This is a genomic window from Nonomuraea lactucae (assembly GCF_003313395.1).
Classification (GTDB): Bacteria; Actinomycetota; Actinomycetes; order Streptosporangiales; family Streptosporangiaceae; genus Nonomuraea; species Nonomuraea lactucae.
This window is the reverse complement of the sequence record NZ_QNFZ01001016.1, coordinates 1-14,767: the sequence shown is the minus strand read 5'-3', so window position 1 is coordinate 14,767 and position 14,767 is coordinate 1. Positions and strand designations below refer to the sequence as shown.

Below are 14,767 nucleotides of genomic sequence, written 5' to 3'. Positions count from 1 at the left end.
GCCCGGCGCCGGGCGAGGCCCCGGCCGAGGCGCCGCCGGCCCCGCGGTGGCGCGAGGAGCGCGTCCCCGTCAAGGGCGTGCGCAGGATGACCGCGCAGGCCATGGTGGCCAGCGCCTTCACCGCCCCGCACGTCACCGAGTTCCTCCAGGTGGACGTCACCGAGACCATGGCCGCGGTCAGGCGGCTGCGCGAGCTGCCCGACTTCGCCGAGGTCAAGGTCTCGCCGCTGCTCCTGGTGGCCAAGGCCGTGCTGGTCGCCGCCCGGCGGCATCCGATGATCAACTCCTCCTGGGACGAGGACGCCCAGGAGATCGTGGTCAAGCACTACGTGAACCTGGGGATCGCCGCCGCCACCCCGCGCGGCCTCGTGGTGCCCAACGTCAAGGGCGCCCACGAGCTGCCCCTCCCGGAGCTGGCGAGGCGGCTCTCCCAGCTGGCCGAGACCGCCAGGGCGGGCCGGACACAGCCGGCGGAGATGACGGGCGGCACGATCACGATCACGAATGTGGGCGTGTTCGGGGTCGACGCCGGCACCCCGATACTCAACCCGGGCGAGGCCGCCATCCTCGCGTTCGGTCAGGTCAGGGAGATGCCGTGGGTGGTGGACGGCGCGCTGGCCGTGCGCAGGGTGACGACCCTGGCGCTCTCGTTCGACCACCGGATCGTGGACGGCGAGCTGGGCTCGCGGTTCCTGCGCGACGTGGGCGACATGCTGGAGGACCCGCTGCGCGTGCTGGCCTGGAGCTGAACCCGCCCGGCGGGCGCGGACGGCACTCATCCGCGCCCGGCGGGTGCCGGGTCGATAGGGTGAGCCGCATGATTCGCCACGTCGTGCTGTTCACCTGGACCGATGCCGCCACCGATGAGCAGAAGGAGGCGGTGGTGACCGAGCTGCGCAAGCTGCCGGCCGCCATCCCGCAGCTCCGCGCCTATGCCTTCGGCCCCGACGCGGGCATCAACCAGGGCAACCACGACTTCGCGGTCGTGGCCGACTTCGACAGCGTGGACGACTACCTGGTCTACCGCGATCACCCCCTGCACCAGGCGGTGATCGCGGAGCACATCAAGCCGATCGTGGCGGCCCGCGCCGCCGTCCAGTTCAGCGTCTAGACCTCTCGCCTTCCGTCAGGCTTCCGGCGGCTGGTTCTCGCGGTGCATCAGCCGGTCCTCGGAAGTGCGGCCGCGCCGCGGGGCCAGCACGACGCTCAGCACGATCCCGGCTCCCCCGACGATCATGAAGATGAGCCCGATCACGTCCATGTGGACCGAGTCGCCGAACACGTCGGGCTCGATGGCGAATTTCAGGATGGCGCCGAGCGTGAGGAAGAAGATGCTGACGCCGACACCCATGACGACCTCCGATAGGCAAAGACCCGGTTCGCCCACGGTCATACCCGGGTATAGGCGATCACACCCTCAGGCCAGGCAGGAGAGTGGCTGCCCGCCGTTGAAGGTGATCATGTCGAAGATGGCCGCCACGAGGTCGATGTCGCCGCCCCGCGGCAGGCCGTCCAGCTCGGCGTAGGCGCGGTGCAGGTTGCCGACGACGCGCTCGGAGTCGAGCAGCTCGCCCCACTCGCCGAGATCCGTCTCGCGGGCGGCCTCCAGCGGCGTGAGCCCGGCGGCCCGGCCCCGCTCGGCGGTCTCGCGCACGAAGCGCAGGTAGCCGCGCACCCGCTCGATCACCTCGGGTCCGCACACGTCGCCGTGCCCCGGCACGATCGTCCGCGCGCCGAGCTCCTCAAGCCGGTCGAGCGCCTCCAGGGCGCCGTCCACGGAGCCCATCAGCACGAACGGGGTGCCGCCGTTGAACAGCAGGTCGCCGGAGAACAGCACCTGGCGCTCCGGGATCCAGACGTACGAGTCGTTGGTGGTGTGCGCGGGGACGCCGACGTGCCGCACCTCGCAGCGCAGCTCGTCGGAGTGGAGGGTGACCCCGTCGGTGTAGGTGAGGAACGGCGCCACCGCCTCCAGCTCACCCCATTCGACCTCGGGCGACCACACGATCGCGCGGTAGTCGGGGATGCCCTCGGCCAGCACCCTCTCGCGGGTGCGCTCGTGGGCGACGATCGTGGCCTCGGGGAAGAGGTAGTTGCCGAACGTGTGGTCGCCGTGGTGATGGGTGTTGACCAGCGTCGTGATCGGCCGGTCGGTGACCCGGGCGATGGCCTCGCGGTAGGCCCGGGTGCGGCGCTCGGTCGAGCAGGCGTCGATGGCGATCACGCCGCGCCGGCCCGCGAGGAAGCCCGTGTTGTTGATCCACCAGCTTCCGTCGGGCTGGACGTAGGCGTACACGCCGTCGGAGACCTCTTCGACGCGCGGCGGGGGCAAAGGATGATCGTGAGAAGTCGAACTCATGTCGCGACCGTACCGAAAAGGGGCGCGCCAGAAGTGGCGGACGCCCGCTCCGGAGATCGGAACGGGCGTCCTTCGACACGCGGCGGCCGTGGAGGCTAGAACGCCTCCTCCGGCAGCTCCATGAGCTCCTGGCCGGTGCTGTCGAGCACGCGCCGCTCGGCGGCCAGGCGGGGCAGCACGGTCGTCGCGAAGAACGAGGCGGCGGCCACCTTCCCCTGGTAGAACGGGTCCTCGCGCTCGGCCAGCCGGGCCAGCGCGATCTCGGCCTGGCGCAGCAGCAGCCAGCCGATCACCAGGTCGCCCAGCGCCAGCAGGAGCCTGGTCGTGTTGAGGCCGACCCGGTAGACCTCCTCCGGCTTCTCCAGCGAGCCGAGCGCCCACCCGGCCATGGTGTCGCCCATGGCCTTGACCTCGGCGGCGGCCTCCGCGAGCAGCTTGCGCTCCTCCTTGAGGCGGCCGTTGCCGGCCTGCGAGGCGGCGAAGTCGGTGATCTCGGTCAGCAGCGAGCCGATCGCCGCGCCCTGGTTGCGCAGGATCTTGCGGAAGAACAGGTCCAGGCCCTGGATGGCGGTGGTGCCCTCGTACAGTGAGTCGATCTTGGCGTCGCGGATGTACTGCTCGATCGGGTACTCCTGCAGGTAGCCCGAGCCGCCCAGCGTCTGCAGCGAGCGGGACAGCAGCTCGTACGACCGCTCCGAGCCAAAGCCCTTGACCACCGGCAGCAGCAGGTCGTTCATCGCGTGCGCGTGCTGGTCCCCGGGGTCGATCTGGATGGCGTCCTGGAACGTGGCCGTGTAGAGGACGAGCGCCCGCATGCCCTCGGCGTACGCCTTCTGCAGCATGAGCTCGCGGCGCACGTCGGGGTGGTGGGTGATGGTCACGCGCGGCGCGGACTTGTCGGCCATCCTGGTGAGGTCGGCGCCCTGCGCGCGGGACTTGGCGTACTCCAGGGCGTTCAGGTAGCCGGTGGAGAGCGTGGCGATGGCCTTGGTGCCGACCATCATGCGCGCGTGCTCGATGATCATGAACATCTGCTTGATGCCCTCGTGCACGTCGCCGACCAGCCAGCCGACCGCCGGGTGCCGCTCGCCGAAGGTGACCTCGCACGTGGTGGAGACCTTCAGGCCCATCTTCTTCTCGACGTTGGTCACGTAGACGCCGTTGCGCTCGCCCAGCTCACCGGTGTCGAGGTTCACGTGATACTTCGGCACCAGGAACATCGACAGGCCCTTGGTGCCCGCGGCGTGGCCCTCGGGGCGGGCCAGCACGAGGTGGAAGATGTTCTCCGACATGTCGTGCTCGGCGCTGGTGATGAAGCGCTTGACGCCCTCGATGTGCCAGCTGCCGTCGGGCTGCCGTACCGCCTTGGCGCGCCCGGCGCCCACGTCGGAGCCGGCGTCGGGCTCGGTGAGCACCATGGTGGCGCCCCAGTTGCGCTCGATGGCGAGCTCGGCGAAGCGCTTCTGGTCGGCGGTGCCGAGGTTCCACAGGATGTAGGCGAAGTTGGGGCCCGCCGCGTACATGTAGATGGCCGGGTTGGCGCCCAGGATCATCTCGGCCGTCGCCCAGGCGAGGCTGCGGGGGATGCCGGGGCCGCCCAGCTCGGCGGGCAGGTCGATGTGCGCCCAGCCGCCGTCGACCAGCGCCTGGTACGACTTCTTGAAACCGGCGGGTACGGCCACGGTGGCCGCCTCGGGGTCGAAGACCGGAGGCGTGCGGTCGCCCTCCTCGAACGACTCGGCAAGGACACCGGTGGCCAGCCTGTTGACCTCCTCCAGGATGCCGCGTGCGACGTCTTCGTCCACATCCGCGTACGGCGCGGTGCCGAGGATCTCTCGTCGCCCGAACACCTCGAAAAGGTTGAACTCCAGGTCACGCACGTTGCTCTTGTAGTGGCCCATGGGTGCTGATCTCCTTGACCCGAGGTCGTTATCTACTGGCTAGTAACCTTACTAGGAATGCTACCCGCGGGTAACCACCGATATGCGTGGCATGCTCATCTCCATGGATGCCGAAGAACTCGCCTCGCGGTGGCGAGAACGCCTGGAATCCTGGGCCATCCCGGAGGAGATCCTGGCCAAGGCCCCGGCCGACCCCTGGGGCCACTCGCCCGCCCGCTTCGCCACGCGCACCGACAGGGCGCTGGCCGAGCCGGACGACGGGCCCACGATGACGCGCGTCGCCGAGGCGCTGCCCCAGGGCGGCACGCTGCTCGACGTCGGCTCGGGCACCGGCGCCTCGTCCCTCCCGCTGCACGAGCGCATCGGCGAGCTGTACGCCGTGGACACCTCGCCCGGCATGCTGGCCGAGCTCGCGCTGCGGGCGGACAAACTCGGCGTCCCGCTGACGGCGGTCGAGGGCCGGTGGCCGGACGTGGCCGGTCAGGTGCCGGTGGCCGACGCGGCCGTCGCCGGCCACGTCGTGTACAACGTTCCCGACCTGGCCGCGTTCCTGCGCGCGCTCGACGAGCGCACCAGCGGGCGCGTGGTGATAGAGCTCACCCACCGCCACCCCATGAGCTGGATGACCCCGCTCTGGCAGCACTTCCACGACGTGGACCGCCCGGTCCGGCCCATCGCCGAGGACTGCGTCGCGCTGGCGGCCGCGCTGGGCTACCCGGTGCGGGTGGAGGAGCGCGAGGCCCCGCTGGAACGATTCGGATCCCTGGAGGAGCTCGCGGCCGGGGCCTGCCGGCGCCTCTGCCTCGACCCGTCGCGCGCCGGCGAGGTGGCGGAGACCGCGCTCTCCCTCGGCATGTGGCCGCTCCCCAGGGACCGCTGGGTCACTCTCTGGTGGGAGTGAACACTCCGGAGCCGGTAGGGGACTAATCAGGGATTATCCCGGATGCCGCCAGGGGCCTGCGGGAGGCAGGCTGGATCCATGAACGAAATCACCCGACGCGACGAAGTCTCGCTGTCCGGCGCCGCGCTCCGCGGTGCTCCGTGGAAGGCCGCCGCCGTCGGTGGTGGCGTGGTGGCGGCGGCCAGCTGGGGCATGGGCGTGCTGCTGCCGGGCCCCGCCGACCTGGTGTGGGCCCTGGGGCTGGGCATCAGCCTGTTCGCGCTGATCGCGGCCGTCGGCGCCGTGGCCAAGCCGCACGAGGGCGACCGGGTGACCCGGCAGGCCCGGCTCTGGGCGCTGCGCCACCCCTGGAAGTTCGCGCTGCTCCCCGCCGGCATCACGGCCGTGCTGGACTACCCGGTGCAGCTCGTGCTCGACGGCGAGGGCGTGTTCGGCTCGGCCTTCCAGTCGATCTGGCACGGCGCGCTGGTCTACCTCATCGCGGGCGTCCTGACGCTCACCATGAAGGGCCGCGCCCGCTCGCAGGCGTGAGACGTTCCCCACATCGGACCCCCATATCGGACATAGGGGGTGGCGCGTCTACAGCGCGCCGTCCCTCTCGGCCTGGCTCCGGCAGACGCAGAATTCGTTGCCCTCCGGATCGCGCATGGTCATCCAGCCGGTGCCGTCGGCGTTGCGGTGGTCCTCGAACACGGTGGCGCCGAGCCCCAGGAGCCGCTCCACCTCCTGGTCCCGCGTGCGGCCCTCGGTGCCGTTGACGTCGAGGTGGACGCGGTTCTTGACGGCCTTGCCCTCCGGGACGCGGATGAACAGCAGGAAGGGGTCGCGCTCGGTGCGCAGCATGACCTCGTCGTCGCCCGGCTGGTCACCGTCTCCCAGCGGCAGCCCGGTGGCCCTGCTCCACCAGGCCGCCAGCTCGTACGGGTCGGCGGCGTCGATGGTCACGGCGTGAATCTCAATCATGGCCGTCACTCAATCGCGACACCGGCAAAACCGTCAAGCCGGTTACTGGCATGATGCGGGGCATGCCAGAGACCGTCATCTTCCGCCAGGCCACCGCCGGCGACGTGCCCGCGATCGTCGCCATGCTGGCCGACGACCCGCTCGGCGCGAAGCGGGAGGGTCACCCGGACGACGAGCGCTACCGGGAGGCCTTCGCCCGCGTCGACGCCAACCCCTACGACGAGCTGATCGTCGCCGAGCGCGACGGCGAGGTGGTGGGAACCATGCAGCTCACCTACCTGGCCGGCCTGTCGAGGCGCGGCGCCGAGCGCTGCCAGATCGAAGCCGTCAGGGTCGCCGCCTCCACCAGGGGCCAGGGCCTCGGCCGCCGCATGATCCAGTGGGGCGTGGACAGGGCGCGCGCCCGCGGCTGCGCGGTCGTCCAGCTCACCTCCGACAAGTCACGCGCCGACGCCCACCGCTTCTACGGCTCGCTCGGCTTCGCCAACTCCCACGAGGGCTTCAAGCTCACGCTGGGCTGACCTCCACCAGGTTGTCGTGGTAGACGGCGCCCCGGCCCAGGTCGGCGTCGCGCTCCTCGACGACCGCGTTCGGGTTCGCGCCGCCGGGGCTGTGCTTGGGCCAGCGCCCCTTGGGCGAGGCCACCACGCCCCGCGCCACCCGGTCGCTCACCTCGACGTCGGCCAGGAACTCGCCGCCGCCGTTGTGCACCCGCGCCCGCTGCCCGCTCACCAGCCCGCGCTCGGCCGCGTCGGCCGGATTCACCAGCACCACCGGCTCCTTGGCCCGGCGCCGCAGCTCCGGGTTGTTGCCGAACGTCGTGTTGAGGAAGGTGTGCGCCGCCGGCGTGATCAGGGTCAGCGGGTACGGCCCCCGCCCACCCTCGCGCGACGACCGCGACGGCACGTACGCCCTGCCCGGAGGCGGGAAGCGCAGCCGGCCGGACGGCGTCGGGAAGCCCTCGGCGAAGGGCGCGAACGGCCGGGGAAAGTTGAGCCGCACCCAGCCCTCCTTGCGCAGCCGGTCGAGCGTGATGCCCTCCAGCGAGGGGTGGCCGCTCGACAGCAGTTGCTCGGCCAGCTCCAGATCCGAGTCGTACAGCGACGGCTCGGTGAGCCCCATGTGCCGGGCCAGGCGGCGGAAGGTCTCGGTCGTGGACAGGCACTCGCCGGGCGGCTCCACGGCCGGCTCGTTCCACTGCAGGTAGAGGTGGCCGTAACCGGCGTGCAGATCCGTGTGCTCGGTCTGCATGGTCGCGGGCAGCACGATGTCGGCGTAGTCGGCCGTGTCGGTGAGGAAGTGCTCCATGACCACCGTGAACAGGTCCTCGCGGGCCAGCTTGCGCCTGATCGTGTTGGTGTCGGACGTCGAGCCCACCGGGTTCGCGCCGTACACCCACAGGCACTTCACCGAGTCGAGCTCGGAGGCGAGCCTGGTCATGGTGAGCGTACGCACCGGCTGGGCCAGCAGGTCGTCGCGGGTGTCGACGTCGAAGTGCACGTGGCCGCTGGTGGAGTAGGCGACGCCGCCGCCGGGATGCCGCCAGTCGCCGGTCACGCCGGGGATCGCGGCGATCGTCCGCATCGCGGTGCCGCCGCCCTCGTGCCGCTGGATGCCCATCGTGGCGCGGATCCCGGTGGGGCGGGTGCGGGCGAGCCTCGTCCCCAGGTCGCGGATGTCCGCCGCCGGGATGCCGGTGATCTCCGCCACCCTGTCGACCGGATGGCTCAGGATCTCCTCGCGGAAGGCCTCCCAGCCCCGCGTGTGCTCCGCCAGGAACTCCTCGTCCTGCGCCCCCTCCGCCAGCACCACGTTGAGCAGGCCCAGCGCGAGCGCCGCGTCGGTGCCCGGCCTGATCGCGAGATGCCGGTCGGCCTGGTCGGCCGTCCTGGTGCGGATCGGGTCGATGGCGACCACGTACGCGCCGTCCGCCCTGGCCTCCTGCACGAACTTCCACAGGTGGTGGCCGCTGGTGAGCGGGTTGGTGCCCCACAGCAGGATGAGCCGGGACAGCGCGAAGTTCTCCGGGTCCATGCCGGCGGCGGTGCCGTTGGTCAGCTTCAGCCCGCCGGCGCCCGCGGCCGTGCAGATGTTGAGCCAGTGCTTGGAGGCGCCCAGCACGTTCCAGAACCGCCGCCCCGCCACGCCGTAGCAGCCCTGGAGATAGCCGAGCGACCCGGTGCCCAGGTAGGGCCAGATGGCCTCGCCACCGTGCTCCTCCACGACGCGGCGCAGCCGCGCCGAGATCTCGTCCAGCGCCTCGTCCCAGCTGATGCGCTCGAACTGTCCCGACCCCTTGGGCCCGGTACGGCGGAGCGGGTGCAGGACGCGGTCGCCGGCCCGCGTGTGCTCCAGATAGCGGTTGACCTTCACGCAGAGCGCGCCCCTGGTGTAGGGGTGGTCGGGGTTGCCGCGCAGCTTCACGGCCTTCCCGTCCTCGACCGTGACCGTCCACGAGCAGCCATCGGGGCAATCAAGCGGACATGCCCCCAGAACCCTAAGTTCGCCTGACATAGGCACACCTTATGTCCCGGTCTTCCGCGCGCCGGGAAATTTTCCTGCCCGCCGCTGCGGCGCGGCAGGTGCCGGTTCGCGGTAGAAATCGAAGATGAAGGGCGGAAGCTCCACCGTGTAGCCTGCCTCGCGACGTTGCGGTCGAGGAGGCACGGGGAGGCCAAAGATCGTACGATCCGGCCGGAAAGGTGCACAATCGCTGTCGGTGGCCGAAATCAGGGAACGTGACGATACGGGGGACCTCACGGAGGGAGATGATCCTGCCGTGATCGACGCGCGCCCCGATCCCGACGTCTACGTCGTCGAGCCGCTGCTGCCCCAGCGCCTGCGCCGCCCCTCCGACCTGCTGCGCTTCCTGGCCACGCTGCTCGCCATCACCGGGGTGCTCCTGCTCGCCCTGGTCGCCAAGCAGACGCTCAACGGCCTGGAGAAGGACGTCACCGAGGGCGCCACCCGCCTGCCGGAGCTGCTGAGCAGGATCGCGACGTTCCTCGGCGGCGCCGCCCTGCTCGTCGTGCCCGCCGCGTTCGCCGTGGAGCGCGTCTTCCACCGCGACGGCCTGCGCGTGGCCGAGGGCCTGGTCGCCGCGATCCTGGGCATGGTCCTCTCCTTCCTCATCGGAGGCTGGATCGTCACGGCCGCCCCCGACGACCTGCGCCTGCTGATGACCGGCGACCGCGACATCGAGCCGCTCAACACGCTGCTGGCCTCGGTCATCGCCTACTCCACCGCCGTCCGGATCTCCCGGCGCCCCACCTGGCGGGCCCTGATGTGGACGGTGATCGGGCTCTACGTCCTCGCCTTCTTCACCGGCTACCAGATCACGCTCGTCGGCGGCATGGTCACCGTGCTCCTCGGCATGGCCATCGGCTACGGCACCCTGTACGGCGTCGGCAGCCCCAACACCCGGCCCCCGGGCAACGCCGTCGTCGCCGCGCTGCGCAAGCTCTCGTTCTCCCCGATCTCGGCCCGCCGCATCGACGACGACCACCAGGGCAGCCGCCGCTACGCCGTCGTACTCAAGGACGGCACCAGCCTCGACGTCACCGTGCTCGACCGCGACCGCCAGGTGGCCGGCCTGCCGTACCGGCTCTGGCGGCGCTTCCGGCTCCACTCCGAGACCAGGAGGCGGGCCATCAGGTCGCTCCGCGCCGAACTCGAACGCGAGGCGCTCATGGCGTACGCCGCCCAGGCGGCCGGCGCCAGCACGCCCCGGCTGCTCGGCACCAGTGAGATCGGCACCGAGGCCGCGCTGCTCGCCTACGAGCACCTCGACTCCCGCCCGCTCGACGAGGTGCCCGACGCCGACATCACAGACGACCTGCTCGCGCAGATCTGGGAGCAGATCGCGCTGCTGCAGATCCAGCGCCTGGCGCACCGGCGGCTCACCGGCGACGGCATCCACCTCGACACGGCCGGCCGCGTGGTGCTGACCGACGCCCGCAGCGGTGAGATCGCCGCCGGCGACCTGCTGCTCAGGCTCGACGTCGCCCAGCTCCTCACCTACCTCGCGCTGCGGGTGGGGCCCGAGCGCTCGGTCCGCGCGGCCGCCGCCGTCATGGGGCCCGACGCGCTGGCCGCCGCGATGCCGATGCTCCAGCGCATCGCGCTCACCCGCGAGACCCGCTCGGCACTGGCCAAGGACAAGGGGCTGCTGGGCGCGCTGCGCGAGCAGATCGTCGCGCTCAGGCCGCAGAGCCGGGTCGAGGAGATCCGGCTGGAGCGGTTCAAGCCCCGCACGCTGGTCACGATCATCGCCAGCACGCTGGCCGCCTACTTCCTGATGTCCCAGCTCAGCCGGGTCAACCTGGTGCAGGTGGTGACCACGGCCAACTGGGGGTGGTCGGGCCTGGCGCTGCTCGCCTCGTTCGCCAGTTTCGTGGCCGCCGCGCTGATGCTGCGGGGCTTCGTGCCCGAGCCGCTGCCGCTCTGGCGGACCGTGCTCGTCCAGTTCGCCGCCTCGTTCGTCAAGCTCGTGGCGCCCGCCGCGGTCGGCGGCGTCGCCATCAACACGCGCTACCTGCAGAAGCGCGACATCTCACCGGGTTCGGCGGTGGCCAGCGTGGGCGCCTCGCAGCTGGTCATGATGATCTTCCACATCGGGCTGCTGCTGCTGTTCGCCTACATCACCGGGTCCAGCACCAACACCTCGTTCACGCCGTCGCGCGGGCTGGTCGTGGCGCTGCTCGCCTTCGCCGTGCTGGCCGTCCTGCTGCTCGGCGTGCCGCCGCTGCGCCGGATCGTCACCGAGCGGATGCGGCGGCTGTTCTCGAACGTGCTGCCGCGGCTGCTCGACGTGATCCAGACGCCGATCAAGATGATCGAGGCCAGCTTCGGCACCCTGATGATCACCCTGGCGTTCATCGTCTGCCTCGACGCCTGCGTGGCCGCGTTCGGCGGCAAGCTCGACTTCACCACCGTCGCCGTCGTCTACCTCACGGCCAACGCCATCGGCTCGGCCGCGCCCACCCCGGGCGGGCTGGGCGCGGTGGAGGCGTCACTCACGCTGGGGCTGACCGTCGCCGGGCTGCCCGCCGAGCTGGCCACCTCGGCCGTGCTCCTTCACCGGCTGCTCACGTTCTGGCTGCCGGTGCTGCCCGGCTGGGCCTCGTTCACCTACCTGCAGCGCCACGAGGCCCTCTGAGCCGGCGGGTCAGGCCCTCCTGGGCGTGATCTTGTCGATCGCGTCCAGCTCGTCCTCGGTGAAGGCGGGGCCGTCCAGGCAGGCCACGTTGTCCTCCAACTGCTTCACGCTGCTCGCGCCGATCAGCACGCTGGTCACGCGCGGGTCCCTGAGCGTCCAGAGCAGCGCCATCTGGGCCAGCGTCTGCCCCCTGCCCCTGGCCACCTCGTCCAGGTCGCGCGCCAGGTCGAGGTCGATCTGGTCGGCGCTCAGGAACCTGCTGGTCGCGGCCCGCGAGTCGGCCGGCACCCCCTGCAGGTAGCGGTCCGTCAGCAGGCCCTGCGCGAGCGGCGAGTAGACGATGCACCCCATGCCGGCGTCCTCCAGCACGTCGAGCAGCCCGCCCTCGATCCACCGGTTGATCATCGAGTAGGACGGCTGGTGGATGAGCAGCGGCGTGCCCAGCTCCCGCATGATCCTCGCCGCCTGCGCCGTCTGCTCGGGGGTGTAGTTGGAGATGCCGGCGTACAGGGCCTTGCCCGAGCGCACCGCCCGGTCCAGCGCCCCCATCGTCTCCTCAAGCGGCGTCTCGGGGTCGAAGCGGTGGCTGTAGAAGATGTCGACGTACTCCAGCCCCATCCGCTCCAGCGACTGGTCGAGGCTCGCCAGCAGGTACTTGCGCGAGCCCCACTCGCCGTACGGGCCGGGCCACATGTCGAACCCGGCCTTGGTGGAGATGACCAGCTCGTCCCGGTAGGGGGTGAAGTCCTCGCGGAAGATCCGGCCGAAGTTCAGCTCCGCCGAGCCGTACGGGACGCCGTAGTTGTTGGCCAGGTCGAAGTGCGTGACACCCAGGTCGAACGCCCTGCGCAGGATGGCCCGGGAGTTGTCCAGCGGCCTGGTGTCGCCGAAGTTGTGCCACAGCCCCAGCGAGACGGCGGGCAGCTTGAGCCCGCTCCTCCCGCTCCGGTTGTACGGCTGCCGCTCATAGCGGCTGTCGTCGGGCTGGTAGGTCATGCCGCGCCTCCGTCGGTGCCTCGTTCGATGATCCAGGAGAGCGCGAAGGCCTCCTCGCGCCAGGCGTCGTAGCGCCCGCTGCGCCCGCCGTGCCCGGCCCCCATCTCGGTCTTGAGCAGGAACGGGCCGCCCCCGGCCGTCGCCCGCAGCCTGGCGATCCACTTGGCGGGCTCGTGATACAGCACGCGGGTGTCGTTCAGGCTGGTGATCGCCAGGATCGGCGGGTACGGCCGGCCGTCCACGTTCTCGTACGGCGAGTAGCTCTTCATGTACGCGTAGACGTCCGCGTTGTGCAGGGGATCGCCCCACTCGTCCCATTCGATGACGGTCAGCGGCAGCGACGGGTCGAGGATCGTGTTGAGCGCGTCGACGAACGGCACCTCGGCCACCACGCCCGCGAACTCCTCCGGCGCCAGGTTGGCGACCGCGCCCATCAGCAGCCCGCCCGCCGAACCGCCCCGCGCGATGATCCGCTCGCTCCAGCCGGCCCGCTTGAGGTGCCCGGCCGCTGCCACGAAGTCGGTGAACGTGTTGCGCTTCCTGGTGAGCTTGCCGTCCTCGTACCACCGCCGGCCCAGCTCGCCGCCGCCCCTGACATGCGCGACGGCGAAGGCGAAACCGCGGTCGAGCAGGGACAGCCTGGCCACCGAGAATCCCGGGTCGATGGAGGTCTCGTAGCTGCCGTAGCCGTACAGGACGGTGGGAGCGGGAGTGGCTGTGTCCTTGCGCTTGACGATGGAGATCGGCACCCGCGTGCCGTCCTCGGCCGTGGCCCACTCGCGGAACTGCTCGTAGTCGCCCGCGTCGTAGCCGCCGAGCACGGGGCGCTGCTTGAGCAGGATCAGCTCGCGGGTGGCCAGGTCGTAGTCGTAGACGCTGGGCGGCGTGATCATGCTGGTGTAGGCGAGTCTGAGCCGCTCCGTGACGAACTCGGGGTTGCCCGCGGGGCCGACGTCGTAGAGCGTCTCGGGGAACTCGATCTCGTAGGCGGCCCCGGAACAGGCGGCCTCGACCCGCTCGCGCCAGTCGCCCGCCACGGAGTCACCGTACGGGACCACCCGGATGCCCGTGAGCCCCTCGCGCCGGAAGTGGACGACGGCGTGGCCGGCGAAGGCGTCGATCTCCAGGAGCCTGGTGTCGTCCCGGTGGCCGATCAGCGGTGTCCAGTCGCCCGGGTCGTCGAGAGGGGCGGTGGCCAGCTCGAAGTTCTCGGCCCCCTCGTTGTGCAGCACGTAGAAGAAGTCGCCGGCGTGCTCGACGCCGTACTCGACGCCGACCTTGCGCGGCCGCACGACGCGGAACTCGCCCGTGGGGTCGCTCGCGTCGAGGATGCGCGCCTCGCTGGTGATCTTGCTGCCCGCGCTGAGGACGAGGTACCTCTCGCTGCGGGTGAGCCCGATGCCCACCCAGTAGCGCTCGTCGGGCTCCTCGTACACGAGGACGTCGTCCTGGGTGCCGAGCGTGTGGCGGTAGACCTGGCAGGGCCGCCAGGCGTCGTCGACCCGCGTGTAGAAGAACGCCGAGCCGTCGGACGACCAGGCGCCGCCGTAGAAGATGCCCTCGATCTCGTCGTCGAGCAGCTCGCCGGTCAGGAGGTTCTTGAACCTCAGTGTGAAGCGCTCGTCGCCCTTGTAGTCGGTGGAGTAGGCGAGCATCGTGCCGTCGGTGGAGATGGCGCTGACACCGACCGAGAAGAACGCGCTGTCGCCGGCCAGCTCGTTGCCGTCGAGGATGACCCGCTCCCCGTCGAGGCGCTCGCCCGGTTTGATCTCGGGAGGGGTGTCGCCCTCGGCAGGCACGCGGCAGGAGACGGCGTACTGCTTGCCCTCCTCGGTGCGGGTGAAGTACCACCACGCGCCCTTCCGGCTCGGCACCGACAGGTCGGTCTCCTGGGTGCGGCCCTTGATCTCCTGGAAGACCTGCTCCTGGACGTCTGCGAGGTGAGCGGTCTCCTGTTTGAGGAACGCGTTCTCCGCCTCCAGATAGGCGATCGTGTCGGGATCTTCCTTGTCGGCGAGCCAGGCGTACTCGTCGACCACGGTGTCGCCGTGGTGCGTGCGCTCGGCCCGGACCTTCTTCGCCACTGGCGGGTTGATGCTGCTCACGTGTGGAGTCTATGTTCGGTCGTAATCGTTCTGTGGCCACGGACCTAGGCGAACGGGTCTCGAGCGGTCGGGAGCGCTGCTAATCTTTAGGAGCCGACGCGGTGCGGCACGACCAACCTCTCTCACTCCGGTGACTTTGGCATGGGTGGTGCACGTGCGCGGCGGCCTCCAAGATCGGTTCGCTGCACCTTCTGCGGGCTGGTAACTTGGAAGACGTCTCCGATTTCTTGCGGTTTTCTCGGTTCGGGTCAATTTGACATGAACCTGGGGGGCTGAAAGGATAAGGGCACGGTAAACGGAATTGAGTGCCTCTCGCGGGTCTGGGGAGTTCGCGTCCGTTTCTTGAGAACTCAACAGTGTGTTAAAAGCCAGTGCATTTATGCA

13 protein-coding genes are annotated in these 14,767 nt (G+C 70.5%); 6 read left to right on the top strand and 7 right to left on the bottom strand.

Annotated features, from left to right (window positions below):
* Nucleotides 1-749, top strand: a 749-nt coding sequence (locus tag DQW85_RS37180) for a dihydrolipoamide acetyltransferase family protein (RefSeq protein WP_162795686.1), incomplete at its 5' end; no start/stop codon positions are given.
* A gap of 68 nt (nt 750-817) precedes the next feature.
* Nucleotides 818-1,111 carry a Dabb family protein gene (locus DQW85_RS37175; protein WP_113704426.1) on the top strand — a complete coding sequence of 98 codons (294 nt, stop codon included), beginning with the start codon at nt 818-820 and terminating at the stop codon, nt 1,109-1,111.
* A gap of 15 nt (nt 1,112-1,126) precedes the next feature.
* Here DQW85_RS37175 and DQW85_RS37170 read toward each other — a convergent pair whose 3' ends face one another.
* From DQW85_RS37170 to DQW85_RS37160, 3 genes are all read right to left on the bottom strand, one after another.
* Nucleotides 1,127-1,351 (bottom strand): DUF6458 family protein, encoded by a 225-nt coding sequence (locus tag DQW85_RS37170; protein ID WP_109524993.1) that lies wholly within the window; start codon nt 1,349-1,351, stop codon nt 1,127-1,129.
* A 66-nt stretch (nt 1,352-1,417) separates the two neighbouring features.
* Nucleotides 1,418-2,359, bottom strand: a complete 942-nt coding sequence (locus DQW85_RS37165; protein WP_113704425.1) for an MBL fold metallo-hydrolase — start codon at nt 2,357-2,359, stop codon at nt 1,418-1,420.
* 95 nt (nt 2,360-2,454) lie between these two features.
* The gene (locus DQW85_RS37160; RefSeq protein WP_113704424.1) at nt 2,455-4,260 is read right to left on the bottom strand and encodes an acyl-CoA dehydrogenase; all 1,806 of its coding nucleotides are present in this window, start codon (nt 4,258-4,260) and stop codon (nt 2,455-2,457) included.
* A gap of 103 nt (nt 4,261-4,363) precedes the next feature.
* Between DQW85_RS37160 and DQW85_RS37155 the strand changes: the two genes are divergently transcribed.
* Together DQW85_RS37155 and DQW85_RS37150 are read left to right on the top strand one after the other, a co-directional pair.
* Nucleotides 4,364-5,161, top strand: a complete 798-nt coding sequence (locus DQW85_RS37155; RefSeq protein ID WP_240197676.1) for a class I SAM-dependent methyltransferase — start codon at nt 4,364-4,366, stop codon at nt 5,159-5,161.
* Nucleotides 5,162-5,239: 78 nt separating this feature from the next.
* Nucleotides 5,240-5,692, top strand: coding sequence for a hypothetical protein (locus DQW85_RS37150; RefSeq protein ID WP_240197675.1), 453 nt, complete (start codon nt 5,240-5,242; stop codon nt 5,690-5,692).
* A gap of 48 nt (nt 5,693-5,740) precedes the next feature.
* Here the strand turns inward: DQW85_RS37150 and DQW85_RS37145 are convergent, their stop codons facing one another.
* A complete protein-coding gene (locus DQW85_RS37145) occupies nt 5,741-6,124 on the bottom strand; it encodes a VOC family protein (protein ID WP_113704422.1) in 384 nt (127 codons plus the stop codon).
* A 62-nt stretch (nt 6,125-6,186) separates the two neighbouring features.
* Between DQW85_RS37145 and DQW85_RS37140 the strand changes: the two genes are divergently transcribed.
* Nucleotides 6,187-6,645, top strand: a complete 459-nt coding sequence (locus tag DQW85_RS37140) for a GNAT family N-acetyltransferase (protein ID WP_113704421.1) — start codon at nt 6,187-6,189, stop codon at nt 6,643-6,645.
* Here DQW85_RS37140 and DQW85_RS37135 read toward each other — a convergent pair.
* Nucleotides 6,632-8,638, bottom strand: coding sequence for a molybdopterin-containing oxidoreductase family protein (locus DQW85_RS37135; RefSeq protein WP_113704420.1), 2,007 nt, complete (start codon nt 8,636-8,638; stop codon nt 6,632-6,634). The genes DQW85_RS37140 and DQW85_RS37135 overlap by 14 nt on opposite strands.
* A gap of 265 nt (nt 8,639-8,903) precedes the next feature.
* Between DQW85_RS37135 and DQW85_RS37130 the strand changes: the two genes are divergently transcribed.
* Complete coding sequence (locus tag DQW85_RS37130) at nt 8,904-11,282, top strand: lysylphosphatidylglycerol synthase transmembrane domain-containing protein (protein WP_113704419.1); 2,379 nt, start codon at nt 8,904-8,906, stop codon at nt 11,280-11,282.
* 9 nt (nt 11,283-11,291) lie between these two features.
* Here DQW85_RS37130 and mgrA read toward each other — a convergent pair whose 3' ends face one another.
* Together mgrA and DQW85_RS37120 are read right to left on the bottom strand one after the other, a co-directional pair.
* Nucleotides 11,292-12,278, bottom strand: a complete 987-nt coding sequence (mgrA, locus tag DQW85_RS37125) for an L-glyceraldehyde 3-phosphate reductase (RefSeq protein ID WP_113704418.1) — start codon at nt 12,276-12,278, stop codon at nt 11,292-11,294.
* Entirely contained in the window at nt 12,275-14,383 is a 2,109-nt protein-coding gene (locus DQW85_RS37120) for a S9 family peptidase (RefSeq protein WP_113704417.1), read from the bottom strand. Before DQW85_RS37120 ends, mgrA begins: the two co-directional genes overlap by 4 nt.
* Nucleotides 14,384-14,767: the final 384 nt, after the last annotated feature.